This is a genomic window from Enterobacter sp., from assembly GCF_977039595.1.
On record NZ_CDRQYH010000002.1, the window covers coordinates 1 to 24448 of the forward strand.

The window sequence follows — 24448 nt, forward strand, 5'->3', positions numbered from 1 at the left end:
AGGTGGGCCAGTTGGTGATTTTGAACTTTTGCTTTGCCACGGAACGGTCTGCGTTGTCGGGAAGATACGTGATCTGATCCTTCAACTCAGCAAAAGTTCGATTTATTCAACAAAGCCGGCCGAGAGCCCAATGCGTTCTATATCACGCCATTCTCCTGGATTAGAAATGACATTCATCAGGCACATCTGGATTATCTGGATAAACATGGCGGACACCGTGCTCAAAACGATGAATCAACTCATCACGCTATATCAGTAAAACGCATTGCTGGCTGGAAAGATAACTGGGAGCAGATGGGTTTTTAGTAGCAAGAGTTGTCATGAATACATCTTTGATATGAGCGTGCCATAAAGCTTCATGATGTCGTTCTAATTCCCCGGCAAGGATGCCAGCGAGACATTTCTCATTCTGCACATCCCTCGACTATCCCACTTGTTTTGAAGGTCAACAGGCAGACAATTTCAGGGTACTGATTATATCCTGGATTGAGCTGATGGAACCAGTCTCCCGTATAAGCTCGTAACTAATGACAGTCCGGTAAACCACAGCCTGCTTGGCTTTAAGGTTGGTAAGTTATCAGTTAATCTCATTTTGCGCGGTATGCTTTTTTTAATGGGATGCATATAGTGGTTTCGTTGTTTTTTATTTCAGGCTGAAGTGAGTGATTCTTCATATCTTCGATCGTGTGATTTTCCTCTGACTGATATTTTATCTGTCGCATCAAATTTGATGTGATAGATGAAATTGAACATTCACCTTATGCTTTTTTGATGACTAGATAACCCACCCTCTGCGCAATAGTGAACATCAACCAAATTTTGACAGATAAGCTCAGAGGGTTATTGTTTTTTTGCCCTATGGAGTATTAGTCGATTTCATCATTGATTAATGAACTCCGGAATGCACAATATTCGTTACTCAGAAGAATTAACTGGGTAAGAAACACTCGTGGGACAGCGCGAAACCCCATCTCTTGCTCGACTTCATCCTGCCGGATGACTTCAAAAGCATCAAATAGCTCATAGGCTGCTGAGTTTCCATTTGCTATATATTCCTGAAGTTCTTTCAGATTAATGGTTATTTGTTCTAGATTAAATAATTCAGGTTGTCGCTCCAGTAGCTCACCATATTTTTCCCACAGGCTATTTTTCATTTCGTTACTCCTAAGGATGAATGCCGTTTTGTTATTTTCATTGTTCTGTCCTTTGGTTTGTTTTTACTGTTTTAATTCAGTCTATATATGCGTGCTTATCTCGATAAAAAGTGCACTCTGATGTATAGCTTGGCCTGACCATGTTTAAGTTTCACTAAAAGCACTTGAATAGGTTGTTAGCCATGCTGGAATGTCAGGTTGCACCGCTCAAGAAATCATACCATCCAAAAGGGAAATGCCAATGTTAATGCGTTATATGACGATCGATAGTTTTGATTTAATAGGTTTTATCTATCAAGATTATTATAATTGATCGACACAAACGATATGATGTTTTTAGAGATTAATTTCATGCTATTCGATGCAGGCTATTATAAATCGCGTACTCGATATGATGAACATGGCATGAAGCATTCAACATATAAATTTGATGGTTCGGTCATTTTTTTTAATTTTAGTTAATAAAGCGACCAATACAACTGCAGACGTTCGAGAGTATATATTGAAATATGATTGTTCAATATTACTTGGAATGCAGGCGAGGTGGCATGAATTGTTTATTACAAGCATGTATTACGGAGGGCTTACGCATGAAAAAAATTATGATTGCTGTGCTACTGATCGCATCCAGCGCCAGCGCACTGGCTGACGGGCAGCAAATTCAAAGGGGGTTTCCTGAGTACAAAGTAACTAAGCCACAGGTACCAGCTTCAAAGGCCAAAGAATGCCCGATTAAAATGGACTTTATGCAGCAGCAGATCTCCGATGCCTTCGTGCAATATGATGGCTCAAGGCTAACAGCAGAGGATTTCTGTAAAAACGGCACCATTGCACAGATAACATTCATGATGAAAATGGCTGCGCGTGAGGGCCGCAGCTATAAGGGGATGAAGGTGAACCCGAACAGGCTTGACGATCGTGCTTGGGAGGAAGTATCTAAATTAAGCTACTGGCGGTTTTACGGGGTGAATAGCGCTCTTGGTGGTGCGTTGGTCGAATTATATAAAGCCTCATTTATCGCGGCCCAGATGGCGTAAAGAACTATGTGAAACTGCATTTTCATTGTGTAGCATTCACCTGAGAATTTGTTATCGTTGCTGGTGGTGCGGGACTGGGGATCTGCCACCAGCCGCCCGTATGCTGAAATTTGTGCTGTCATTATTTCCTCGCCGAATTATTAGTTTATTTATGGCAATTTCCTAATGTGGGACACCTGCCAATTTTTTTGTATATAAACAGAAATTGTGTCGGTTCAGTCGGTTCAGTTGGTTCACGGGCTGGCAGGCCTTGTCACTTCTGGGTTTCACTGAACCAACATTGGTGATTTTGTGTTGGTTCAGTAGCCCTTTATGTTGGTTCACTTCCAGCCAGGTGAAATACTCAAAGTAATGCTGTTGGTTCAAAACAGGTATTTGTTGGTTCAGTGTTGGTTCAATGCCTGCAATAAAATCCTTTAAAAACAATGATACTTACATATTGAACCAACTGAACTAACTGAACCGACACCAAAACTACGCACATGAAAAAAATCATTCTTCTGGCTGGCTGATCTCCGGCATGTAGTGGAGCACATAGACATTGAACTGCCGCCCATCGATACGAGGGGATTTACGCTGATAGCCACGCCCGCTTGTAGGCGGTGTCAGCATCCCGGCATTTTTCAGAACTTCAGCAAACTGCTTATGATTGAAGTTCTGCGCTATCTCTTTTTCAAATGCGCCGGGGAAGGTATAAAAAATCATAGGGCTTTCGTCGTGACTCCCTTTTTGGCGGTATCCAGCCAGATCCTTAATGGGCATGTCTGTTGAACAGTATGGAAACGGCGCAAAGCGGCTCAGGCCAAAGGAATTTAGAAATGCTTCTGTCTGCTCAACAATCTGCTGATGCTCTTTGTTACCGGTGCCAAACTCTCGCAGCCACGCGTTGTAACTGTGCTGTACCGCGTCACGGCATGTTTGCACATCCCATCCTGTGATAACGTTCCCCAGAATCAGCGCTGCTTCCAGAATGGCAAAGCGAGCGCCTACGCGGTGAACCTGTTCCCCATAGTCAGCAGGAATAAGACTGCGCCAGCGGGCTTCGCACTCGCGCACGGTATCAATGGCCTGCTGCTGATGGTCTGCCAGCCACTTGATCCACTCTCGGCCCGCTGCGCCGTGGTGGTGCTGGTAGGCGTCTTTCAGCGCATCAGCGTGTTGTTTGCCGTTCTGGTGGTCGTGGAAGCGTACCGCCTTACTCAGCGGAATATTCAGCAGGCGCACTAGTTGCCCGGCTTTGGTCTTGCGTCCGGCGCTTGCAATAAAGGTATCCAAGTCCATTTCCCCAGTGCTGATCGCCACCGTGCGCCAGCGTTTTAAATCACGGTTGCCGCCTTCCTTTGCCCCCTGCAATTTTCCCACACCGTTAAACAGCGCATAGGCAGACTGAGACACGCTTACCGGGTCAGCGCCTTGCCCGACCTCATCCAGTGGCATCAGTCCGTCATTGTGGGCAGCAGCCTCGTTTGCCAGCCCCAGCGCGGTGCCGTACCACGTCAGGCGTAATAAGTCCGGGCTACCGTATAAGCTGCTGGCCACGTTCGCCGTGGTGGTCTTGCCTGAGCTCGATTGCTCGTAGAAATGAATGCCGAAACCATCAGCGCCAGCCAGCCCGATTAGTGGTGCTGCCAGTGCGGCGGCGGTGGCTGTCATCATGGAGTAGTTGCCGTATGTCAGCCGCGCCACACAATTACACCAGCTCGCGGTGGTGCCCTGGATGGTATAACCGGCAGCAGCAGAACTGCGACCGCTGAATAAAACCGGATGTGCTGGCGTGCCGATTATCTCCCCGTCAGGCATGATGTATGCCCCGCATTGCCAGCCAGTAGCATGAGCAACACGCCATAGCTCACGTGAGCCACTGCGCTGTAACCAGTCAGCCAGAATTTCCCGAAAGCTGCTTTTGGTTGTGACGTTAACACCACCCGCTTTCATAGTGCGCCAGCCTTCACGCTCCCCGATATCGGCCAGGGGAATTGCGGCGGTTGTTGAAACATCGGAACCAAAGGCCAGCCAGCGCAATATCAGATACTGATCCTTATCGTCACGCCCGGTGCCGATAACGTCCATTGGTGAAGCCAGCCAGCTTTCATTGCAGATGATTTCCCCGCTTTCCTTGTCAACCTTCGGCGTAACCCAGAACACGCCATCTTTTCGGCTCTCGATGTGGGGTTTCAACGGGTCTTTCTCTGGCTGGCTATCCTTGTTGCCCTCAATGGCCTGTAACTGTGGCTTCACACTATCCCCCTGCGGCTGGTACATTGAATCGTTAAAGGCTGCTGTAGTGGCTGCCAGTCCGTTTTGCTGGTGGTAGTCGTTCCAGTCTGCTTTGCAGTCAGTCGGTGGGACTGATACCCAGCCAGCCACGGATAAAGCGGCTTTCTCTGCGGACTTCTTACCGGTGTTGGTGGCTCCGGTTTCGGCGTCACCTTCGTGGTTGTCGTTATCGGCGGCAATGATGATCTGCGCGTCCGGGTGCCGCTGGCGCATGACCTGGGCAACGGGCAGCAGGTTGCCAGCATCAATAGCGCATACTGTCAGCGCGTCAGGGCACACAAGGTGAACGGATAAGGCCGTTGCCAGTCCTTCGGCAAGGATCACTTCCTGCGGTTGCTCTGATACTTTAATGGCGTGGAATGCTCCGCGTTTGGCTGAATCCAATAGAAGGCGCTTTTCCCCGCTCGAAGTAATGGTTTGTGCGGCGGTGACCGCACCGGTGTTATCCACCAGCGGCAGTAGGATCGCGCCATTAGTGAGAAGCGGATAGATGAAACCGTTCAGCCCCTTTGATTTCAGATAGTCAGATTCGCCCTGCGTGACGTTCTGGCACATCGCAGCATAGCGGCTAGCAAAGGCTAGGCGACGGTGCTCTGTGTCCTGTGTGGCCCGTTCCTGTCGCGTCTGCTCACATTGCAGGCGCTCTGTCTCAAGTAATGCCCGGCGCTCAATGACAGCGCTTGGATCGGTTTGCGTTGTCCGGTAATCAATACCCAGTACTTCCGCCACCAGTTGTGCGGCCTTTGTCGTGTCGCAGTCATTCACCTTCTTAATCAGGTCAAGGCCATCGCCAGCGCCACACTGATTGCATATATGGTTCCCGCGCCCGTTGTCGTCGAACCGGAAACGATCTGTTCCTCCGCACGCGGGGCAGGGAGTATGCCTGAGTGGTGAATCAGATACTGCGATGCTGAGGGCCGACAGAACAGACTGCCATTGCCCAGCAGCGATGTGTGTCACTTCGCGGATAATGTCGATATTACGCATCGGATTCACCGCACCTGTGTTTGAAAATGATTATTAGCGGATCACTTTTTTCAGCGTGAGTTTGGCCACTGGCAATTAAGCCAGAATTATTTAATTTCATGGTTTTTACTCCAGGGGTTAGTTGTGTTTCTTCGCTTCCAGCCAGGACCGGATCTCTGCTGCATCGTATACTGTGACACGCTCAGAAAGACGAATGGATTTCGGAAAGTCGGGTTTGCTTGTTTCCCAGCGCCAAAGAGTGACGGTACTGACTTTAAGAAAATCAGCAGTAGCTCGTGGTCGGGCATGCCCGGTTTGAGGGTAGGAATTTGTGGTCATGTGTTCTTACCTGCCATGTTGTGTTGCTTGTGTAATCGACAGGTAGATTTTGCAGAGAATATTATGCGTGTATCAGTGGCAGCATTTTGTTTTTATTGTGGAATAAATTATCCCCATACTAATTTTTACCCGTCATAGCTATCCTAAGGCATTGTTTTACTTTATCTATTCCTAGCTCAATCTTAGCTTTAGGATTGTTTTTTTCAGCGATGATTTTTTCTGCCCAAGCTTCAATAGTCAGATCGCCGCGCTTACCTTTGCAAGCCGAAGGGTCATGTTTTAACCAGTAAATTGCCGCTTGGTAGACAGCCTCTCTCTTTGCTGCGGAGGCTTCGACATTCCCATGCTCTTTGATGGGGACTTCCGATTCTGGATGATGCACTCCGCCATTTATGTAGCTTGGAATTAATTTTCCTCGATAGCGATCAATTTGTTCTATATGTTTTCTGGTGATAAAAAAATCTGATGAAGTAATAACAAATAGATCAGGTGCTGGTCCAATAGGATTACCTAATTCAGTAAAGCTATCAAACAATTCAGACCATACGGGTTGTATTCGGATCGAGTCTGATGTCAATTCTTCATCTGCGGCTTTTAGTTGTAAATTTAATGCGGTCACTTGTACTTTTTCTGATGATTGTAATTCTGAAAATAAATTATCAAACGGGTTTGATATCAGTCCCCATAATCCAAAAATATGGCATATAGGTGAGGGGAATGTATCTTCAATGCAGTAGTTTTGCTCAATACTTCCGTCATTATTGAGTTTTGTTGGCTCAGGAATTAGTTGTAACAACCCAAGTTGATTGTGGTTATTCGTTGTGTATTTATTTAAAAATCCTGAATTAATTTTCTCTTTAATCCAGTCGTTAGGATTGCTTCGATATTTAGTGTTTAGGTCTATAGATTTTATTGATGCTCTAAATGCATTGAATTTTAAACATAATTCGATCGCCCCAATGTCAGCCCAATGGAGTAAGTCAGCCACTTTGCAATTGAGTAATTTGGCTGCACGGTTAAGATCACAATATTCCAGCGCTGGCAGATTATTTGTTTCCCAGATGCTGGCGTCCCCTTGATTTTTTGGAGGAGCGGGTATTCTATTAGTCATTACGCCACCGATATATGCACCTGATGAAAACTGAGGCAGGCAGCAGGTGTTACTGCTTTTCGCCTGACCGGGCTAGCCTCAGTTTGTTCGGTTAACTGCCAACAACCCGTAATTTCTTCATGTCATATGGTGCGACATGTTTATCCGAGTTTGCTTCAAGATAGTCTGACCACCACTGCATCATTCGGCGGCGCTCCTGCATATGCTGCGCCAGATGAACATAAGCCGCACGTACCTCATTACGTTCCTGATGGCTCATTTGTCGCTCTACGGCATCTCGTGACCACAAACCTGATTCGGTAAGAGCCGAGCAGGCCATTGCCCGGAAACCATGTAGACAAACATCGGCCTGAGTATCATAACCCATAGTACGAAGCGCTTTGTTAACCGTGTTCTCACTCATAGGCTTATAAGGGTTGCTATCGCCAGGAAAAATCAGCGTGTATTGATTACTGATGCTTTTAATAGATTTCAATACGTCAATTGCCTGCGAAGACAGAGGGACTGAATGTCCACTACCCATTTTAGCCCCACGTTCAGAGAATTTTACGCCTGCAATTTCCTCTCGTTGTCCTGGAATTGTCCACATGGCAGTTTCAAAATTTATCTCGTCCCAGCGAGCGTGGCGAAGTTCGCTGGAGCGAACAAACGTATGAAGAGATAGTAATACTGCGAGTTTGGTGAGAGATCTGCCTGTGTACGTTGCAGTTTTCGTCATCAATTCTGGCAGACGATCCAGAGGTAGGGCGGGGCGGTGTTTAGTTTTAGGACTCGTCAAAGCACCTTTCAGGTCATGAGCTGGGTTGTACTCGACAATTCCACGCTGAACCGCATAGCGGAACACGCTGCTCATCGTGGTCTTTACTCTTCCCGTAGTAGCACCAATGCCTTGTTCGTTCATGCTGATAAGCAAGGGTAGCAGATCCCGTGTTTTTAAGTTGTCGATGGGTTTGCTACCGATGAGAGGAAATATGTGGTTTTCCATTTCCCTCAATATCTTATTACGGGTGATCTCTTTCCATTCCGGATGTCCCATCGTTCCGCCGTGCCACTCACGGGCTATAGCTTCGAAAGTCGGCGATGTTGGTTCAGCGCTTACAGCTTTTTTTGCTTCACGCGGATCTCTGCCGTCGGCAAGCAGCTGTCTGGCTTCATCTCTGCGTTTACGTGCTGTTGTCAGTGGAACATCCGGATACACGCCTAGGGCTAATGTCGCCTGCTTACCAGCAAAGCGATAATTCATGCGCCAGTATTTGCCACCGGTCTTTTTGACCAACAGGTACAGGCTGCCACCATCCGTTAGCTTGTAATCGGAATTCTGTGGTTTGGCATTCTCGATCTGTTTGGGTGAAAGCTCGTTTATAGCCATAAGGGGCACCCCTCAAGAGGTAATTGATGGTATCTGGATATCGAACTGACGAATACCATCACTTATACCATCAGAGTGCTGTAATGTCATGAAGGTAATTGAAAGCTGTGTAAGAGGGAGTGTTGCTGAAAGGCCTGGTTTTACTGGGTTTTAGAAATGAACTGAAGTGTTGTGAAATAACTCAATGGTGTCCCCTGCAGGAATCGAACCTGCAACTAGCCCTTAGGAGGGGCTCGTTATATCCATTTAACTAAGGGGACGAGACGGCACGAGTATAGCCTTATTTACACTTTGCGTTAAGCGCATCGCCGCCTGACTGCTCAAAGAGTCACCATTCAGGTCGATTTTTTTGTCGATTTATCATCATTTTCCCGTGCCTTAAGCTCAGCTTTGCGTTTGTTTGACATGTCGTTACGGATTTGGGCGTGGCTTAACAGCGCGAAGATAAACGTTCCGCCGCAGATGTTTCCCGCCAGCGTCGGAAGGGCAAACGGCCAGAAGAAATCGCTCCAGTGAAGCGTACCGTTAAAGACCAGATAGAGGATTTCAACGGTACCGACCACAATATGCGTGGTGTCCGCCAGCGCAATCAGCCAGGTCATCAGTACGATCACGACAATTTTGGCGCTGCCTGCTGAAGGGAACATCCACACCATCGTGGCGATAATCCAGCCGGAGATGATGGCATTCGAGAACATCTCGACCGGCGTGTTTTTCATTACATCCATGCCGATTTTTACAAACGCATCCCGTGTGGGTTCATCAAATATCGGCATATATTCAAACGCCCAGGCCGCGATGCCCGTGCCAATGATATTTCCCAGCAGGACCACGCCCCAGAGCCGAATCAATAAACCGAAATTCCCGAGTGTGGGGTTTTGCATCACCGGCAGAACCGCGGTCACCGTGTTTTCAGTAAATAGCTGCTGGCGGGCCATGATGACAATAATAAAGCCGAAGGTATAACCGAGGTTCTCGAGTAAAAAACCGCCGGGTACGCCCTCCAGCTGCACATGAAATATCCCTTTCGCAAGCAGAGATGCGCCCATTGAGAGCCCTGCAGCGATGGCTGACCAGAAGAGAGCCATCGCGTCGCGCTCCATCTCTTTTTCACCGTCCTGGCGGATATGCTCGTGAATGGCCATCGCGCGGGAAGGGAGTCGATCTTCGTCAATTTCTATTTTCTCGCCGCGCGCTTTCTCCTCGCTTTCAATTTCAAGTTCCTCATTGCTTTCGCCAATTTTTTCTTCGCCCACTTCTTTCATATATGCTCCCGGAGATTGATCTTTCTGTTAAGCGTAGCGGCTTTTGTCGGGATGCCTGTGGGGATGCTCTTAAATTGGCAGCAATGACAACAAAGGTGATACATCTCTTTCAAAGGCATTATAAAATTGCCAGCGAAACGAATTCTAAAAGCCAGGCTATTCTGAGATCAGAGTCACGGTGGTTACTGCCCGTAATTGTGCTCATAGACATCGGTAAACGTGCTGTTACAATCGCTTGCACGTTTACAGACGGAGCATCAGGCTCCGTTACGGATGGCAATCAACGATAGCCATACTGAACAGGGAGATATTTATGAAACTTCGGCTGTCGGCGCTTGCGCTGGGCGCGACGATGCTTGTGGGCTGCGCCAGCTCTGGGGAGCAAACGGGCCGCTCCGATCCTCTCGAAGGATTTAACCGCTCCATGTATAGCTTCAACTACAACGTGCTGGACCCGTATGTGGTTCGCCCGGTGGCAGTGGCATGGCGCGATTATGTTCCACAGCCCGCGCGTAACGGGTTAAGTAACTTTACCAGTAACCTCGAAGAGCCGGCGGTAATGGTGAACTACTTCCTGCAGGGCGACCCTTATCAGGGGATGGTCCACTTTACCCGCTTCTTCCTGAACTCCATTCTGGGGATGGGCGGCTTTATTGACGTCGCAGGCATGGCGAACCCGAAACTGCAGCGTGAACAGCCGCACCGTTTTGGTAGTACGCTGGGGCATTATGGTGTCGGTTACGGCCCTTACGTTCATCTGCCGTTCTATGGCAGCTTCACCGTGCGTGATGACGGCGGTGATATGGTCGATACGCTGTATCCGGTTCTGTCATGGCTGACCTGGCCGCTTTCGGTGGGTAAATGGACGGTAGAAGGGATTGAAACCCGCGCGCAATTGCTCGACTCTGATGGCCTGCTGCGCCAGTCTTCCGACCCGTACATTATGGTACGTGAAGCGTACTTCCAGAATCATGACTTTATTGCCAACGGCGGTAAGCTGAAGCCGGAAGAGAATCCAAACGCGAAGGCGATCGAAAACGAACTAAAAGATATCGATTCTGAGTAAATAAAAAAGGTGAGCAATGCTCACCTTTTTTGATTCTGTCGCGGTTAGAACGCGTAGTTGAAGTTCGTACCGAACAGCCAGGCTTTACCTTCAGAGGTAAACTCGTAAGGGCCTTCCTGGAACGTCACTTTCTGACCGTGCATATAAGATACGCCCGCATCGATGGATGCATTCTCGTTGAACGCATACGTCGCGCCCGCGCTTAACCAGAAACGGTCCTGATCCGGAATGGAAATGGAACGTTTGTCTGCCGGAACCGGGCTGTCGTCAAATGCGATACCGGAGCGGAAAGTCCAGTTTTTATCGTAGTAGTAGGTGGTACCCAACGCAATACGATAGGCGTCGTGGAAGCTTTCGTCCTTATAGAACAGCGTCTGGCCATTGGTTCCGGTCGCTTTCAGCTCCTGGAACTGGCTCCAGCTGGTATAGGCCAGGCTATAGTGGATAGCCCATTGCGGTGCTACACGGTTGTAACCGGACACTTCCCACATTTCTGGTAAATGCAGTGACAGTGAACCTGGAACGGTCTGGTTGGACGTTCCCCAAGGAATGGTTGTACCCGCACCAGGAACCAGGTTGTTCACAGGCTTCAGGATGCCGCTCTTGTAATCGCCGTCGAAGTCAATTTTCACTTCGGAACGATAGGTCAGGCCCCAACGGTTGTTTTTGTCCAGCTCGTACAGGATACCGGCGTTCCAGCCATAGCCCCACTCATCACCTTCAAGACTGGCAATTTTATTGCTGTTTTTAGGCAGGCGTGCAGTCTGTTCCCCGGAATAACGTTCGATTTTGGCATCGGCGTAGACGGCATCAAAGCCCAGACCAAAGCTCCAGTTATCGTTCAGGCGATACGCACCGCTCAGGTTGAGGTTCAGCGTAGTAAGGTCTGTTTTACCGCCGTATTCACCAGCCGGGTAGTTGTTATTGAACTCGGTAGCCAGGCCGTAGTTAGACGTTACGGATGCACCCCAGCCAAACTGTTCGTTAATAGGCGCAACGAAGTGCAGGTTGGGGATCCATGCTGTTGGGGCAATGTTGTCCGCTTTAAGGCTCGCACCCGTATAAGGCGACTTACCAGAAACGTTGACATCAGGGTCGATATAAACCGCACCGGCAGAGAAAGTCGGACGATCGAACATCATGATCAACGCGGGGTTACGACTCGCGTTACCCGCATCATCAGCAATAGCGCCTTCCCCGGAATACGCACGGCCAAGGCCAGAGGAAGAAAATTCGTTTAACTGAAAGCCCGCTGACCAGGCGGAAGTGGAGACGAGTGCCACTGCGACTGCCAGCGCAGTCTTGTTGAACAGGGTTTTCTGGCTCATGACCATAACCTCATTGAGTTATTTTTATTCAATAATTGTTACATACCGTAACAGGAGCGCGAAGTGTAGGGTCTGAGGTATGACAGACAAATCAGACCAGTGGCCAGAGTATAGGTCTGACCAGCCAGAATGTTGCAAGTTTGTTTATTAATATTTTCAAACATGTTTCGCGAAACGAGATCTGGTTGGCAAAATTGTGACCATCGCGACTCACCCAAAAGGGTGGTTTTTGTTCTGGATCATTTTTTAGTGTGATATTGGTCACTTATCCGTTTTTGCGCCATTAACGGCTGGAGAGAGCCCGCGCCGGGGCGTAAAATATCAGCATCGTGTTTATCTCGCGCGCTGCGCGAATACAGAGGAAATTGAGCTATGAGTAAATGCAGTGCTGATGAAACCCCGGTTTGCTGCTGTATGGATGTTGGGACCATCATGGACAACTCCGATTGCACCGCGTCTTACAGCCGTGTGTTCACTAACCGTGCCGAAGCGGAAGAGACCCTGGCCGCGCTGAGCAAGCGTGCGCGTGATGTTGAATCCGATCCGTGTGAAATCAAGTCGACCTTTACCGAAGTGGAAGGCGGCGTGAAGCTGGACATCGACTTTGTTTTCTCCTGCGAAGCAGAAACGCTGATTTTCCAGCTGGGTCTGCGTTAATTTCTGCGGCCTGATGCCCTCACCCCGACCCTCTCCCACGGGAGAGGGCGCAAACATTAAAAACGGTAACCGACGGGTTACCGTTTTGCTTTTACCTTTCGCACCCGGCAACAAACCGCACAAATGCCTCTGTCATACAGGGGCATTTTCTTTTTCTTCTCTGTGTTTTAGCTCGCACTTTTTCGTTTCCCCGATTGGCTGAATGTAAAAAAATGGTTAAGACTATTATCAGGTCAGACCACTTTATGTTTGCGAAAAATTTTTTACAGGGGAGTGTTATGAGTCAGGCATTACCGCTAATTACCCGTCAGGGCGATCGCATTGCCATAGTCAGTGGATTGCGAACGCCATTTGCGCGTCAGGCAACGGCGTTTCATGGCATACCGGCCGTTGACCTGGGGAAAATGGTAGTGGGGGAGATGCTGGCTCGCAGCGAAATTTCGCCTGAGGTCATCGAGCAGCTGGTGTTCGGTCAGGTCGTGCAGATGCCTGAAGCTCCCAATATTGCGCGGGAAATCGTACTCGGTACCGGGATGAACGTGCATACCGATGCCTACAGCGTCAGTCGCGCCTGCGCAACCAGTTTCCAGGCCGTGGCTAACGTCGCTGAAAGCCTGATGGCGGGCACTATTCGCGCCGGAATTGCAGGTGGGGCAGACTCCTCTTCGGTGCTGCCGATTGGGGTCAGTAAAAAGCTGGCGCGTATCCTGGTCGATGCCAACAAAGCCCGTACGACGGGTCAGAAACTCAAACTCTTCTCGCGTTTACGTCTGCGCGATCTGATGCCCGTGCCACCTGCCGTAGCGGAATACTCCACTGGCCTGCGCATGGGCGATACCGCCGAGCAGATGGCTAAAACCTACGGCATTACCCGTGAGCAGCAGGATGCGCTGGCGCATCGTTCACATCAGCTTGCGGCAAAAGCCTGGTCGGAAGGCAAGCTGACCGATGAGGTCATGACCGCCTATGTTCCCCCCTACCGTGAACCGCTTGTGGAAGATAACAATATTCGCGGCACCTCGACGCTGGCGGATTACACAAAGCTGCGCCCGGCGTTTGACCGCAAGCACGGCACGGTGACGGCGGCGAACAGTACGCCGCTGACGGACGGGGCCGCCGCCGTGATCCTTATGACCGAATCCCGCGCGAAAGAGCTGGGCATCACTCCCCTGGGCTATTTACGCAGCTATGCCTTCACCGCCATTGATGTCTGGCAGGACATGTTGTTAGGTCCGGCATGGTCCACGCCGCTGGCGCTGGAGCGCGCGGGGCTGACGATGGCTGATTTGACCCTGATTGATATGCATGAAGCGTTTGCCGCGCAGACTCTGGCAAACGTTCAGCTACTGGCAAGCGAGCGTTTCGCGCGCGATGTGCTGGGCCGCGCCCATGCCACAGGCGAAGTGGATCAGAGTAAGTTCAACGTGCTGGGTGGTTCTATCGCCTACGGTCATCCGTTTGCCGCCACCGGTGCGCGAATGATCACGCAAACATTACATGAACTCCGTCGCCGCGGCGGCGGGTTTGGCCTCGTTACCGCCTGTGCGGCGGGTGGCCTTGGCGCAGCAATGGTTCTGGAGGCTGAATAATGGATATGCCATCTGCATTTAATCTGACGGTTCGCCTCGATAACGTGGCCGTTATCACTATTGATGTGCCTGATGAAAAGATGAATACCCTGAAGGCCGAATTTGGTGTTCAGGTGCGCGCGATGCTAAAGCAGATCCGCGAAAACAAAGCCATTCGCGGCCTGGTGTTTATCTCAGCCAAACCCGACAACTTTATAGCCGGGGCGGATATCAACATGATCGACCGGGCGCAAAACGCACTGGAAGCCGAAGAGCTGGCGCGTCAGGGCCAGCAGGTAATGTCGGAGATCAACAGCCTGCCGATCCCGGTTATCGCAGCGATCCACGGCGCCTGTCTGGGCGGCGGGCTTGAGCTGGCGCTGGCATGTCACAGCCGGATTTGTACTGACGATGCAAAAACCATCCTGGGCCTGCCGGAAGTGCAGCTGGGCCTGCTGCCTGGCTCCGGCGGAACGCAACGACTGCCGCGCCTCGTGGGCGTCAGCACGGCGCTGGAGATGATCTTAACCGGTAAACAGCTGCGCGCCCGTCAGGCGCTAAAAGCCGGTCTGGTCGATGACGTCGTGCCGCAGTCTATTTTACTGGAAGCCGCCGTCGAGCTTGCGCTGAAAGGGCGTCAGGCAAAACGTCCTCTGCCGGTCCGTGAGCGCGTGCTGGCTGGTCCGCTGGGAAGAACGCTTCTGTTCAACATGGTGGGTAAAAAGACGGAACAAAAAACCAAAGGCAACTACCCGGCGGCAAAGCGGATCCTGGAAGTGATCGAAACCGGGCTGTCGCAGGGAAGCAGCAGCGGCTATGCCGCGGAGGCCAAAGCCTTCGGCGAACTGGCGATGACGCCGCAGTCACAGGCGCTGCGCAGCATCTTCTTCGCCAGCACAGACGTGAAAAAAGATCCCGGCAGCGAGGCTGAGCCTGCACCGCTGCGTGCCATTGGCGTACTGGGTGGGGGGCTCATGGGCGGCGGTATCTCTTTTGTTACCGCCAGCAAAGGCAAATTACCTGTACGTATCAAAGACATTAACCCTAAGGGGATCAACCACGCGCTGCAGTACAGCTGGCAGAACCTTGATCAAAAGGTCAAACGCCGCCATATCAAAGCAAGCGAGCGTGATAAAACCCTGGCGATGATCTCCGGTACGACGGATTACAGCGGTTTTGCGCACCGCGATCTGGTGATTGAAGCCGTGTTTGAAGATCTGGCGCTTAAGCAGCAGATGGTGGCAGACGTTGAGCAACATTGTGCTCCGCATACCATTTTTGCCTCCAATACGTCGTCATTACCGATTGGCGATATCGCGGCGAAAGCCGCGCGTCCGGAGCAGGTGATTGGGCTGCACTTCTTTAGCCCGGTCGAAAAAATGCCGCTGGTGGAAGTCATTCCACACGCGACGACCAGTCCGCAAACCATCGCCACGGTAGTCAAACTTGCGAAGAAGCAGGGGAAAACGCCGATCGTAGTAGCAGATAAGGCCGGCTTCTACGTCAACCGCATTCTGGCTCCCTATATTAATGAAGCCATGCGGTTGCTGACGGAAGGCGAGAAGATCGAGTACGTCGACGAGGCGCTGGTAAAGTTTGGTTTCCCCGTAGGCCCAATCCAACTTTTGGATGAGGTGGGAATAGACACCGGCACTAAAATTATACCAGTGCTGGAAGCAGCATACGGCGATCGTTTCAGCCCACCTGCAAATATTGTTTCTGCGATTTTGAAGGACGATCGCAAAGGCAGAAAAAATGAACGCGGTTTCTATCTTTACGGCGCGAAAGGGCGTAAAAGCAGAAAACAGGTCGACCCTTCTGTTTATGGACTTATTACGACTTCTGGTCAGGGAAAACTCTCCGCCGTTCAGTGCGCTGAGCGCTGCGTGATGATGATGCTCAATGAAGCGGCGCGCTGCTTTGGTGAGCAGGCGATCAAGAGCGCGCGCGATGGCGACATTGGTGCGGTATTTGGCATTGGTTTCCCGCCGTTCCTTGGCGGCCCGTTCCGTTACATGGATACGCTCGGCGCGGGTGAAGTGGTTGCAATCCTGCAACGTCTGGCTTCGCAGTATGGTCCACGGTTTACACCGTGTGACCAATTATTGCAGATGGCGGAACGGGGCCAGACATTTTGGCCAGCAAGGGAAACTGTCCTCGTAAGCTGAGGTCAAAGAAGGGTAAATCCTGAGGTGAAGGAACCTGTTCTGGCGATTTTGTAAACAGAGATTGACTATACTTACGCCATTGAGGTAAAAAACAGCGTTTCATTCACCGAATGGATCAGGCACAATGCCCGGCCATCGGGTTTTCTACCTCTCAGCATTTATCGCGGGTAGTTAACGCCGGTGATTCTGGTTAACAAAAGCGGTGCAATATGCAAGTTTTTATCATGCGTCACGGCGACGCGGCACTCGATGCCGCCAGTGACTCAGTACGTCCTTTGACCGTCTGTGGCTGCGACGAATCTCGTCTGATGGCGACCTGGCTTAACGGTCAAAAAGTGGACATCGAACGCGTTCTGGTGAGTCCGTTCCTGCGTGCAGAACAGACGCTGGACGTGGTAGGGGAGTGTATGAACCTACCATCCAGCGTGGATGTCCTCCCTGAACTCACCCCGTGTGGCGATGTAGGCCTTGTCAGCGCTTATCTTCAGGCGCTGTGCAATGAAGGTGTCGCTTCCGCACTGGTCATTTCCCACCTGCCACTGGTTGGCTATCTGGTATCTGAGCTTTGCCCTGGCGAGACCCCTCCTATGTTCACGACATCCGCTATTGCCAATGTTTCTCTCGACGAAACGGGCAAAGGTGTCTTCAACTGGCAAATGAGTCCGTGCAACCTGAAGATGGCAAAAGCGATCTGACGTGACGTGCGATATGGCGGGGTGCAATGTGCTTCCCGCCATTCTGTCAGGGCAATTCTGGCGGTTGCCACTCTTCCACTTCAATCAACACCAGCAACGCGGCATCTCCGCCGTACTCTTTCGGTGCCTGATGAAAAGCCATCACGTGCGGGTGCTGCGCCAGCCACAGGGGCGTCTGTTGCTTGAGAATATGTTTACCGTGGCCATGCATTACGCAGGCGCAAAAAACATGTTCGCGACGGCAGGCGGCGATCAATGCCCCCAACTCCTGTTTCGCCTGCATCTGCGTTAAGCCGTGGAGATCGAGAAACAGCTCCGGCGAATAATCCCCGCGGCGTAATTTTTTCAGCTCAAAATGGCTGACGTCTTCGCGTACATACTTAACAGCCCCTTGCGTATTAAGCAGCGGCTGAAATTCATCTGAAAAATAGTGGCTGTTATCGGCCTGCTCCTGCAGCAGGCGTTTGACCGGTACTTCGCTGATTTTTTTACGCTGCGGGCGATGGACAATGGTGTCCTGCGCGATCTTACGCGTCCCGGTCATCAGCTGTCGGAAGAGCGCCTGATCCTCCTCACTGAGCGATGTTTTCTTTTTCATTCGTCATTCTCATCTCGTATTTCCGATAGTGTACCCGACTAAACGCATTTTTTAACCTCAAGCGGTACGCGTCATTGCTGATTTATCGCCGTCTTCATGGCAAACTAGCCGCCGAAAATTATGCGAGCATGCCCTGGAGGAAAGAGTGGATAAAATATTTGTCGATGAAGCAGTAAACGAGCTGCATACCATACAGGACATGTTGCGCTGGTCGGTTAGCCGCTTCAGCGCCGCCAATATCTGGTACGGTCACGGTACCGATAACCCTTGGGATGAAGCCGTGCAGCTGGTGCTGCCGTCCCTCTACCTGCCGCTGGATATCCCGGAAGACATGCGCACCGCGCGCCTGACCTCCAGCGAAAAACACCGCATCGTTGAGCGCGTGATCCGCCGCGTGAACGAGCGTATTCCGGTCGCCTATCTGACCAACAAAGCCTGGTTCTGCGGCCACGAGTTCTATGTCGATGAACGCGTGCTGGTGCCGCGTTCCCCGATTGGCGAGCTGATTAACAACCACTTTGAAGGCCTGATCGGCCATCAGCCGCAGCACATTCTCGATATGTGTACCGGGAGCGGCTGTATCGCCATTGCCTGCGCTTACGCCTTCCCGGAAGCGGAAGTGGACGCGGTTGATATCTCCACCGACGCGCTGGCCGTGACCGAGCACAACATCGAAGAGCACGGCCTGATCCATCACGTTACGCCAATTCGCTCCGATCTGTTCCGCGATCTGCCGACGCTGCAGTACGATCTGATCGTCACCAACCCGCCGTACGTCGATGCGGAAGACATGTCCGATCTGCCGAACGAATACCGCCACGAGCCGGAGCTGGGTCTGGCGTCTGGCTCTGACGGCCTGAAGCTGACCCGCCGCATTCTGGCCTGCGCGCCGGATTATCTGACCGACGACGGCGTTCTGATTTGTGAAGTGGGCAACAGCATGGTACATCTGATAGAGCAGTACCCGGATGTGCCGTTCACCTGGCTTGAGTTCGACAACGGCGGTGACGGCGTCTTTATGCTGACCAAAGCGCAGCTGCTCGACGCGCGCGAACACTTCAGCATCTATAAAGATTAATCCAGCGGGCTTCGGCCCGTTTCACAACGCTCAAACACAAACAACAACATCGGAGCCGTGATGGCAGGAAACACTATTGGACAGTTATTCCGCGTGACCACCTTTGGCGAGTCACACGGGCAGGCGCTGGGCTGTATCGTTGATGGCGTACCGCCAGGCATCGAACTGACCGAAGCCGATTTACAGCACGACCTCGACCGTCGTCGTCCGGGCACCTCTCGCTACACCACGCAGCGCCGCGAGCCGGACCAGGTCAAAATTCTCTCCGGCGTCTTTGAAGGCCGCACCACCGGCACCAGCATTGGTCTGCTGATTGAAAACACCGATCAGCGCTCCCAGGACTACGGCGCCATCAAAGACGTCTTCCGTCCGGGCCACGCCGACTATACCTACGAACAAAAGTACGGGTTCCGCGACTATCGCGGCGGCGGACGCTCTTCCGCCCGTGAAACCGCAATGCGCGTGGCGGCTGGCGCCATTGCCAAAAAATACCTGCAGCAGAAATTTGGCATCGTTATCCGCGGCTGTCTGACCCAGATGGGCGAGATTCCGCTGGCGATCAAAGACTGGGATCTGGTCGAGCAAAACCCGTTCTTCTGTGCCGATGCCGACAAGCTGGACGCGCTGGACGAACTGATGCGCGGCCTGAAAAAAGAGGGCGACTCCATCGGGGCGAAAGTGACCGTGGTGGCCGACGGCGTTCCGCCAGGCTGGGGCGAACCGGTATTTGACCGTCTTGACGCCGACATTGCCCACGCGCTGATGAGCATCAACGCGGTAAAGGGCGTAGAGATTGGCGACGGTTTTGACGTGGTATCCCTGCGCGGCAGCCAGAACCGCGACGAAATCACGAAAGCGGGCTTCCAGAGCAACCACGCGGGCGGCATCCTGGGCGGGATCAGCAGCGGGCAGCAGATTGTTGCCAACATCGCGCTGAAGCCAACCTCCAGCATTACCGTGCCGGGCCACACGATTAACCGCGATGGCGAAGAAGTTGAGATGATCACCAAAGGACGTCACGATCCGTGCGTGGGGATCCGCGCGGTGCCGATCGCAGAGGCGATGCTGGCGATCGTGCTGATGGATCACTTCCTGCGCCAGCGCGCGCAGAATGCGGATGTGACGACCACCATTCCACGCTGGTAAACATGAAAAAAACCGCAATTGCTCTGCTGGCGCTGCTTGCCAGTGGAGCCAGTCTGGCCGCCACACCGTGGCAAAAAATCACCCATCCGGTGGCGGGGAGCGCGCAGTCGATCGGCGCCTTTTCCAACGGCTGTATAGTGGGCGCGCAGGAACTTCCGCTGCAATCGGATACCTATCAGGTGATGCGTACCGACCAGCGTCGTTACTTCGGCCACCCGGATCTGGTGCTGTTCATTCAGCGACTGGGAAACCAGGTTCATAACCTGGGGCTGGGCACGATGCTGATCGGCGATATGGGGATGCCTGCCGGCGGTCGTTTTAACGGTGGACACGCCAGTCACCAGACCGGACTGGATGTTGATATCTTCCTGCAGTTGCCTAAAGCCCGCTGGACCGCCGCCCAACTGCTGAAACCGCAGGCGCTGGATCTGGTGGCGAGCGACGGCAAGCGCGTTGTGCCGTCCCTGTGGACGCGGGACGTATCCAGCATGATCAAGCTGGCGGCAGAAGATAACGACGTCACGCGGATTTTCGTTAACCCGGCCATCAAGCAGCAGCTCTGCCTGGATGCCGGAACCGATCGTGACTGGCTGCGCAAAGTGCGGCCGTGGTTCCAGCATCGTGCGCACATGCACGTTCGTCTGCGCTGCCCGGCGAATAGCCTGGAATGTGAAGATCAGCCGCTACCACCGCCAGGCGATGGCTGCGGTGCGGAACTGCAAAGCTGGTTTGAACCGGCAAAACCTGGAACCTCTAAGCCTGAGAAGAAGACACCGCCTCCGCTGCCGCCTTCCTGCCAGGCGCTACTGGATGAGCATGTACTTTAATGGATAATTTCGTCGATCTGTTTATGGTGTCACCGCTGCTGCTGGTGGTGCTGTTCTTTGTGGCCATGCTGGCCGGTTTTATTGATGCCCTTGCGGGCGGCGGCGGGTTATTAACCGTACCCGCGCTGCTGGCGGCGGGCATGAGCCCGGCGCAGGCGCTTGCCACCAATAAGCTGCAGGCCTGCGGCGGCTCGCTCTCGGCGTCGCTCTATTTTATTCGCCGCAAGGTGGTGAGCCTGGCCGATCAGAAGCTCAATATACTGATGACCTTTATCGGCTCAACGTCGGGCGCGCTGCTGGTGCAGCACGTGCAGTCGGATATTTTGCGCCAGATCCTGCCGGTTCTGGTTATCTGCATCGGTCTCTACTTCCTGCTGATGCCGAAGCTCGGCGAGGAAGACCGCCAGCGTCGTCTGCACGGCCTGCCGTTTGCCCTGATTGCCGGGGGCTGCGTCGGCTTTTACGACGGTTTCTTCGGCCCGGGGGCAGGCTCGTTTTACGCGCTGGCGTTCGTGACGCTAGCCGGGTTTAACCTCGCCAAGTCGACCGCCCATGCCAAAGTGCTTAATGCCACCTCGAACGTCGGCGGCCTGCTGCTGTTTATCATTGGCGGCAAGGTCATCTGGGCAACCGGGTTTGTGATGATGGCAGGGCAGTTCCTGGGCGCGCGCGCGGGCTCGCGCCTGGTATTAAGCAAAGGGCAAAAACTGATTCGCCCGATGATCGTCATCGTCTCGGCCGTGATGAGCGCCAAACTACTTTATGACAGCCATGGACAGGAGATCCTCACCTGGTTGGGGATGCACTAATGAACAGTACGCATAAATACGAACAGCTGATTGAGATTTTCGACGGCTGTTTTGCTGACGATTTTAATACCCGTCTGATTAAAGGCGACGACGAACCGATCTATCTTCCTGCAGATGACGAGGTTCCGTATAACCGCATCGTCTTTGCCCACGGCTTTTATGCCAGCGGCTTGCACGAGATTTCGCACTGGTGCATCGCCGGAAAAGCGCGGCGCGAGCTGGTAGACTTTGGTTACTGGTACTGCCCGGACGGACGTGACGCCGCGACGCAGGGGCAGTTTGAAGATGTGGAAGTCAAACCGCAGGCGCTGGAATGGCTGTTCTGCGTGGCGGCGGGTTTCCCGTTCAACGTGAGCTGTGACAACCTCGAAGGCGACTTCGAGCCAGACCGTATCGTCTTCCAGCGCCGCGTGCATGCGCAGGTGATGGAATATCTTGAGAAAGGCATCCCGGAACGTCCGGCGCGCCTGATCGAGGCCTTACAGAATTATTACCACACGCCGGCGATCGCGGCGGAATGCTTCCCTTGGCCGGAAGATCTTTAACAGAGGAAAGAAGATGATCGCAGAATTTGAATCACGCATTCTGGCGTTAATTGATGACATGGTGGAACACGCCAGCGATGATGAGCTGTTCGCCAGCGGTTATCTGCGTGGTCACCTGACGCTCGCGGTAGCCGAGCTTGAAGCGGGGGACGATCACTCTGCCGACGCCGTTCACGAAGAAGTGACCCGCAGCCTGGAGAAAGCCATTCAGGCCGGGGAACTCTCTCCGCGCGACCAGTCTCTGGTGCTGGGCATGTGGGACAACCTGTTCCAGCAGGCAAAAGCGAAGTAAGTGTTTCACCACCCTCTCCCTGTGGGAGAGGGGCGGGGTGAGGGCCCCGGAACGCACCCTACTTAATCTTCTTCCCCTTCAGCAGTTTCCGCACCCACAATCGATTCGGATTCAGGCCCGCAAGCGTAATTCTGTCCAGCGGAATCGGCTCTCCGCTCATTTGCGCGGCTAAGACTTCGGCCAGAAGCGGCGCAGAACACAGCCCGCGAGAACCCAGCCCGCCGAGTATATACAGTTCCGGATAAACCGGAGCGCTCACCGCTTTATCCCGGTTATCAGCAAGGTTCTGATAAACCTCAAGCGTTGCCTCATAGTCCGGCACATTGCCCGCCATCGGCAGATGATCGCGGGTGGCGCAGCGCACGCCGCAGCGCGCGTCTCCGGCGCTGACGTCGACTTCTTTCGCCCACGCCGCATCCGGGAAGCAGTCAATCAGACGCTGGCGGTTCTGCGCCTGATCCACTTCGCTGTAGCGCATATCCGTTTTGCCACGATGATAGCTGGCCCCGATGCAGTGATGGCCGTTAGACGGATTTTGCGGCGTCAGATAGCCGTCATAGCACAGCACCTGGCGCAGTTTGCCGAGCTCAGGCGCGGTGGGAATATGGCTTACCTGGCCGCCAACAGGATAAACCGGCAACGACTCCGTCTGGGTAAACTGGCTGATGTGATGTCCGTTTGCCAGCACAACGCTGGCATGGCGTGCCTCTTTGCCATTAGCAAAACGCAGATCCCAGCATTCTGTCCGGCTCAGCGATTCAACCTTGTAGGCATACTGCACCGTCAGCCCGCGCGACTGCGCCAGGGCAATGACCGCCGCGGTCAGTTCAGCCGGGCACAGCCAGCCGCCGAGCGGATACTGAATGCCCCCACACCCGGTTTCCACGCCAGCGGTGTCTTCCACCTCTTGCGCACTTACCGCGCGGGCAATCTCTTCGGGCAGGCCCAGAGACAGCATCTGCGCGATCTTCTGCTGGCTCTTCTCATCCCAGCCGAGCTGCGTGACGCCGCACCAGTCATGGTCGAAGGCCACCGGAAGCGCGTCATAAAGGCGACGAGCGAAGGTAAACGCTGCCGGGAAAAACTGGAACAGAGCCGGGTCGTGCGCGCTTAAAAGCGGATAGAGCGCCCCCTGACGGTTGCCGGACGCGCCGCTGGCGGGCGCGTCGTCAGCACAGTAGAGCGTGACCTGCCAGCCGCGCTGGAGAAGGGCGAGCGAGAGCAGGGCGCTGGCGATCCCGCCGCCAACGATCGCTACGTCGCGCGATGCGCTGGCGCGGCGCGCAAACCAGGGCGTCTGAGCGGGGATGTCCAGCGTCTGCTCCATCCTACCGACCAGCATGTCGCGCTTGCGGCCAAAGCCTTTGGTCTTCTGCATGGTAAAGCCCGCCTCCTGCAGTCCGCGGCGGACAAAGCCTGCCGAGGTGAAGGTGGCAAGCGTCGCGTCAGGACGCGCCAGCCGCGCCATCGCGTTAAACAGATGCTGGCTCCACATGTCCGGGTTTTTGGCGGGGGCAAAACCGTCCAGGAACCACGCGTCGACCTTCTGATTCATCGAATCATCGAGCCTGTCGGTCAGGTCGTTGATGTCGCCGAGCCATAAGTCCAGCGTGACGCGTCCACCGTCCAGAATCAGACGGTGACAGCCGCCGATGTGGGGCGGCCACTGCGCCTGAAGCTGTTCTGCCCAAGGCGCAAGCTCCGGCCAGCGCTGGTGGGCAAGCCGCAGATCGTGCGCGGTGAGCGGGAATTTTTCGAAACTGATGAAATGTAATCTTTGTAGCGTAGCCTCGGGGTAAGCAGCGTGGAACTGGTTAAACGCCTGCCAGAGGGTTAAAAAATTCAGCCCGGTGCCGAATCCACTTTCCGCGACCACAAACAGGCTCCGCGGGTGCGCCGGGAAGCGGGTGCTGAGCTGGTTTCCATCGAGGAAAACATAGCGAGTTTCTTCGAGTCCGTTATCATTAGAAAAATAGACGTCATCAAAATCTCGGGAAACAGGTGTACCCTCAGCGTTGAATTCGAGGTTGGCGGGTTGTATAGCGTTTTGTTTCACGTAAGTTACTCGTCTGACAGGCAGTGGCACGATCTTAACGATGTGAGTCCATCGGTGCAAATTTCCGCAGAAAATGTCTGATCGGACTTGTTCGGCG

The 24448-nt window shown here is 53.0% G+C and carries 21 protein-coding genes, 1 tRNA gene and 1 pseudogene; 13 read left to right on the forward strand and 10 right to left on the reverse strand.

Annotated elements, in window-relative coordinates:
• Positions 1–259: pseudogene (locus ACWYRJ_RS00795) on the forward strand (hypothetical protein); the annotation flags it as partial.
• 607 nt (positions 260–866) lie between these two features.
• Here the strand turns inward: ACWYRJ_RS00795 and ACWYRJ_RS00800 are convergent.
• Positions 867–1154, reverse strand: a complete 288-nt coding sequence (locus ACWYRJ_RS00800) for a hypothetical protein (RefSeq protein WP_128301981.1) — start codon at positions 1152–1154, stop codon at positions 867–869.
• A 590-nt stretch (positions 1155–1744) separates the two neighbouring features.
• Between ACWYRJ_RS00800 and ACWYRJ_RS00805 the strand changes: the two genes are divergently transcribed.
• Positions 1745–2191, forward strand: a complete 447-nt coding sequence (locus ACWYRJ_RS00805) for a hypothetical protein (RefSeq protein ID WP_455507255.1) — start codon at positions 1745–1747, stop codon at positions 2189–2191.
• A gap of 492 nt (positions 2192–2683) precedes the next feature.
• Here the strand turns inward: ACWYRJ_RS00805 and ACWYRJ_RS00810 are convergent, their stop codons facing one another.
• The 6 genes from ACWYRJ_RS00810 to ACWYRJ_RS00835 form a co-directional block, all read right to left on the reverse strand.
• Positions 2684–5455: a DUF927 domain-containing protein gene (locus ACWYRJ_RS00810; RefSeq protein ID WP_455507256.1), complete on the reverse strand. Its 2772-nt coding sequence runs from the start codon at positions 5453–5455 to the stop codon at positions 2684–2686.
• A 117-nt stretch (positions 5456–5572) separates the two neighbouring features.
• Positions 5573–5773: a helix-turn-helix transcriptional regulator gene (locus tag ACWYRJ_RS00815; RefSeq protein WP_128301978.1), complete on the reverse strand. Its 201-nt coding sequence runs from the start codon at positions 5771–5773 to the stop codon at positions 5573–5575.
• 118 nt (positions 5774–5891) lie between these two features.
• Positions 5892–6884, reverse strand: coding sequence for a hypothetical protein (locus ACWYRJ_RS00820; RefSeq protein WP_128301977.1), 993 nt, complete (start codon positions 6882–6884; stop codon positions 5892–5894).
• A gap of 91 nt (positions 6885–6975) precedes the next feature.
• Positions 6976–8253: a tyrosine-type recombinase/integrase gene (locus ACWYRJ_RS00825; protein ID WP_128301976.1), complete on the reverse strand. Its 1278-nt coding sequence runs from the start codon at positions 8251–8253 to the stop codon at positions 6976–6978.
• A 185-nt stretch (positions 8254–8438) separates the two neighbouring features.
• A tRNA-Arg gene (locus ACWYRJ_RS00830) sits at positions 8439–8513 on the reverse strand.
• Positions 8514–8588: 75 nt separating this feature from the next.
• Positions 8589–9518 (reverse strand): formate/nitrite transporter family protein, encoded by a 930-nt coding sequence (locus ACWYRJ_RS00835; protein ID WP_149366423.1) that lies wholly within the window; start codon positions 9516–9518, stop codon positions 8589–8591.
• A 313-nt stretch (positions 9519–9831) separates the two neighbouring features.
• On the opposite strand from ACWYRJ_RS00835, the gene mlaA reads away from it, so the two are divergent.
• Positions 9832–10584 carry a phospholipid-binding lipoprotein MlaA gene (gene mlaA, locus ACWYRJ_RS00840; RefSeq protein ID WP_023336447.1) on the forward strand — a complete coding sequence of 251 codons (753 nt, stop codon included), beginning with the start codon at positions 9832–9834 and terminating at the stop codon, positions 10582–10584.
• A 44-nt stretch (positions 10585–10628) separates the two neighbouring features.
• Here mlaA and fadL read toward each other — a convergent pair whose 3' ends face one another.
• A complete protein-coding gene (fadL, locus tag ACWYRJ_RS00845) occupies positions 10629–11912 on the reverse strand; it encodes a long-chain fatty acid transporter FadL (protein WP_223580089.1) in 1284 nt (427 codons plus the stop codon).
• Between the two features lie 372 nt (positions 11913–12284).
• On the opposite strand from fadL, the gene ACWYRJ_RS00850 reads away from it, so the two are divergent.
• The 4 genes from ACWYRJ_RS00850 (at position 12285) to sixA (ending at position 17000) form a co-directional block, all read left to right on the forward strand.
• Entirely contained in the window at positions 12285–12569 is a 285-nt protein-coding gene (locus tag ACWYRJ_RS00850) for a YfcZ/YiiS family protein (RefSeq protein ID WP_149366424.1), read from the forward strand.
• A gap of 278 nt (positions 12570–12847) precedes the next feature.
• Complete coding sequence (fadI, locus tag ACWYRJ_RS00855; RefSeq protein ID WP_111965243.1) at positions 12848–14158, forward strand: acetyl-CoA C-acyltransferase FadI; 1311 nt, start codon at positions 12848–12850, stop codon at positions 14156–14158.
• Complete coding sequence (gene fadJ / locus ACWYRJ_RS00860; RefSeq protein WP_455507257.1) at positions 14158–16305, forward strand: fatty acid oxidation complex subunit alpha FadJ; 2148 nt, start codon at positions 14158–14160, stop codon at positions 16303–16305. The genes fadI and fadJ overlap by 1 nt, the downstream gene beginning before the upstream one ends.
• A 209-nt stretch (positions 16306–16514) precedes the next feature.
• Positions 16515–17000 (forward strand): phosphohistidine phosphatase SixA, encoded by a 486-nt coding sequence (sixA, locus tag ACWYRJ_RS00865; RefSeq protein ID WP_045330962.1) that lies wholly within the window; start codon positions 16515–16517, stop codon positions 16998–17000.
• Between the two features lie 46 nt (positions 17001–17046).
• On the opposite strand, the gene smrB is transcribed toward sixA, so the two are convergent.
• Positions 17047–17598, reverse strand: coding sequence for an endonuclease SmrB (gene smrB, locus ACWYRJ_RS00870; protein WP_008502613.1), 552 nt, complete (start codon positions 17596–17598; stop codon positions 17047–17049).
• Between the two features lie 145 nt (positions 17599–17743).
• On the opposite strand from smrB, the gene prmB reads away from it, so the two are divergent.
• The 6 genes from prmB to ACWYRJ_RS00900 are packed head-to-tail and all read left to right on the forward strand — an operon-like array spanning position 17744 to position 22295.
• Positions 17744–18676 carry a 50S ribosomal protein L3 N(5)-glutamine methyltransferase gene (gene prmB / locus ACWYRJ_RS00875; RefSeq protein WP_008502612.1) on the forward strand — a complete coding sequence of 311 codons (933 nt, stop codon included), beginning with the start codon at positions 17744–17746 and terminating at the stop codon, positions 18674–18676.
• A 60-nt stretch (positions 18677–18736) separates the two neighbouring features.
• Positions 18737–19822 (forward strand): chorismate synthase, encoded by a 1086-nt coding sequence (aroC, locus tag ACWYRJ_RS00880; RefSeq protein ID WP_455507258.1) that lies wholly within the window; start codon positions 18737–18739, stop codon positions 19820–19822.
• 2 nt (positions 19823–19824) lie between these two features.
• A complete protein-coding gene (gene mepA / locus ACWYRJ_RS00885) occupies positions 19825–20649 on the forward strand; it encodes a penicillin-insensitive murein endopeptidase (RefSeq protein ID WP_111965247.1) in 825 nt (274 codons plus the stop codon).
• Positions 20649–21458 carry a sulfite exporter TauE/SafE family protein gene (locus ACWYRJ_RS00890; protein WP_008502609.1) on the forward strand — a complete coding sequence of 270 codons (810 nt, stop codon included), beginning with the start codon at positions 20649–20651 and terminating at the stop codon, positions 21456–21458. The genes mepA and ACWYRJ_RS00890 overlap by 1 nt, the downstream gene beginning before the upstream one ends.
• Positions 21458–22003: an elongation factor P hydroxylase gene (locus tag ACWYRJ_RS00895; RefSeq protein ID WP_111965248.1), complete on the forward strand. Its 546-nt coding sequence runs from the start codon at positions 21458–21460 to the stop codon at positions 22001–22003. The genes ACWYRJ_RS00890 and ACWYRJ_RS00895 overlap by 1 nt, the downstream gene beginning before the upstream one ends.
• A gap of 13 nt (positions 22004–22016) precedes the next feature.
• Positions 22017–22295, forward strand: coding sequence for a YfcL family protein (locus tag ACWYRJ_RS00900; protein WP_048029667.1), 279 nt, complete (start codon positions 22017–22019; stop codon positions 22293–22295).
• 58 nt (positions 22296–22353) lie between these two features.
• On the opposite strand, the gene mnmC is transcribed toward ACWYRJ_RS00900, so the two are convergent.
• Positions 22354–24351, reverse strand: coding sequence for a bifunctional tRNA (5-methylaminomethyl-2-thiouridine)(34)-methyltransferase MnmD/FAD-dependent 5-carboxymethylaminomethyl-2-thiouridine(34) oxidoreductase MnmC (mnmC, locus tag ACWYRJ_RS00905; RefSeq protein WP_455507259.1), 1998 nt, complete (start codon positions 24349–24351; stop codon positions 22354–22356).
• Between the last annotated feature and the right edge of the window lie 97 nt (positions 24352–24448).

Excerpts from the sequence above, each read along its gene's own strand:
- ACWYRJ_RS00800 (WP_128301981.1), bottom strand. The coding sequence starts at position 1,154 with ATGAAAAATAGCCTGTGGGAAAAATATGGTGAGCTACTGGAGCGACAA.
- ACWYRJ_RS00805 (WP_455507255.1), top strand. The coding sequence starts at position 1,745 with ATGAAAAAAATTATGATTGCTGTGCTACTGATCGCATCCAGCGCCAGC.
- ACWYRJ_RS00810 (WP_455507256.1), bottom strand. The coding sequence starts at position 5,455 with ATGCGTAATATCGACATTATCCGCGAAGTGACACACATCGCTGCTGGG.
- ACWYRJ_RS00815 (WP_128301978.1), bottom strand. The coding sequence starts at position 5,773 with ATGACCACAAATTCCTACCCTCAAACCGGGCATGCCCGACCACGAGCT.
- ACWYRJ_RS00820 (WP_128301977.1), bottom strand. The coding sequence starts at position 6,884 with ATGACTAATAGAATACCCGCTCCTCCAAAAAATCAAGGGGACGCCAGC.
- ACWYRJ_RS00825 (WP_128301976.1), bottom strand. The coding sequence starts at position 8,253 with ATGGCTATAAACGAGCTTTCACCCAAACAGATCGAGAATGCCAAACCA.
- ACWYRJ_RS00835 (WP_149366423.1), bottom strand. The coding sequence starts at position 9,518 with ATGAAAGAAGTGGGCGAAGAAAAAATTGGCGAAAGCAATGAGGAACTT.
- mlaA (WP_023336447.1), top strand. The coding sequence starts at position 9,832 with ATGAAACTTCGGCTGTCGGCGCTTGCGCTGGGCGCGACGATGCTTGTG.
- fadL (WP_223580089.1), bottom strand. The coding sequence starts at position 11,912 with ATGAGCCAGAAAACCCTGTTCAACAAGACTGCGCTGGCAGTCGCAGTG.
- ACWYRJ_RS00850 (WP_149366424.1), top strand. The coding sequence starts at position 12,285 with ATGAGTAAATGCAGTGCTGATGAAACCCCGGTTTGCTGCTGTATGGAT.
- fadI (WP_111965243.1), top strand. The coding sequence starts at position 12,848 with ATGAGTCAGGCATTACCGCTAATTACCCGTCAGGGCGATCGCATTGCC.
- fadJ (WP_455507257.1), top strand. The coding sequence starts at position 14,158 with ATGGATATGCCATCTGCATTTAATCTGACGGTTCGCCTCGATAACGTG.
- sixA (WP_045330962.1), top strand. The coding sequence starts at position 16,515 with ATGCAAGTTTTTATCATGCGTCACGGCGACGCGGCACTCGATGCCGCC.
- smrB (WP_008502613.1), bottom strand. The coding sequence starts at position 17,598 with ATGAAAAAGAAAACATCGCTCAGTGAGGAGGATCAGGCGCTCTTCCGA.
- aroC (WP_455507258.1), top strand. The coding sequence starts at position 18,737 with ATGGCAGGAAACACTATTGGACAGTTATTCCGCGTGACCACCTTTGGC.
- mepA (WP_111965247.1), top strand. The coding sequence starts at position 19,825 with ATGAAAAAAACCGCAATTGCTCTGCTGGCGCTGCTTGCCAGTGGAGCC.
- ACWYRJ_RS00890 (WP_008502609.1), top strand. The coding sequence starts at position 20,649 with ATGGATAATTTCGTCGATCTGTTTATGGTGTCACCGCTGCTGCTGGTG.
- ACWYRJ_RS00895 (WP_111965248.1), top strand. The coding sequence starts at position 21,458 with ATGAACAGTACGCATAAATACGAACAGCTGATTGAGATTTTCGACGGC.
- ACWYRJ_RS00900 (WP_048029667.1), top strand. The coding sequence starts at position 22,017 with ATGATCGCAGAATTTGAATCACGCATTCTGGCGTTAATTGATGACATG.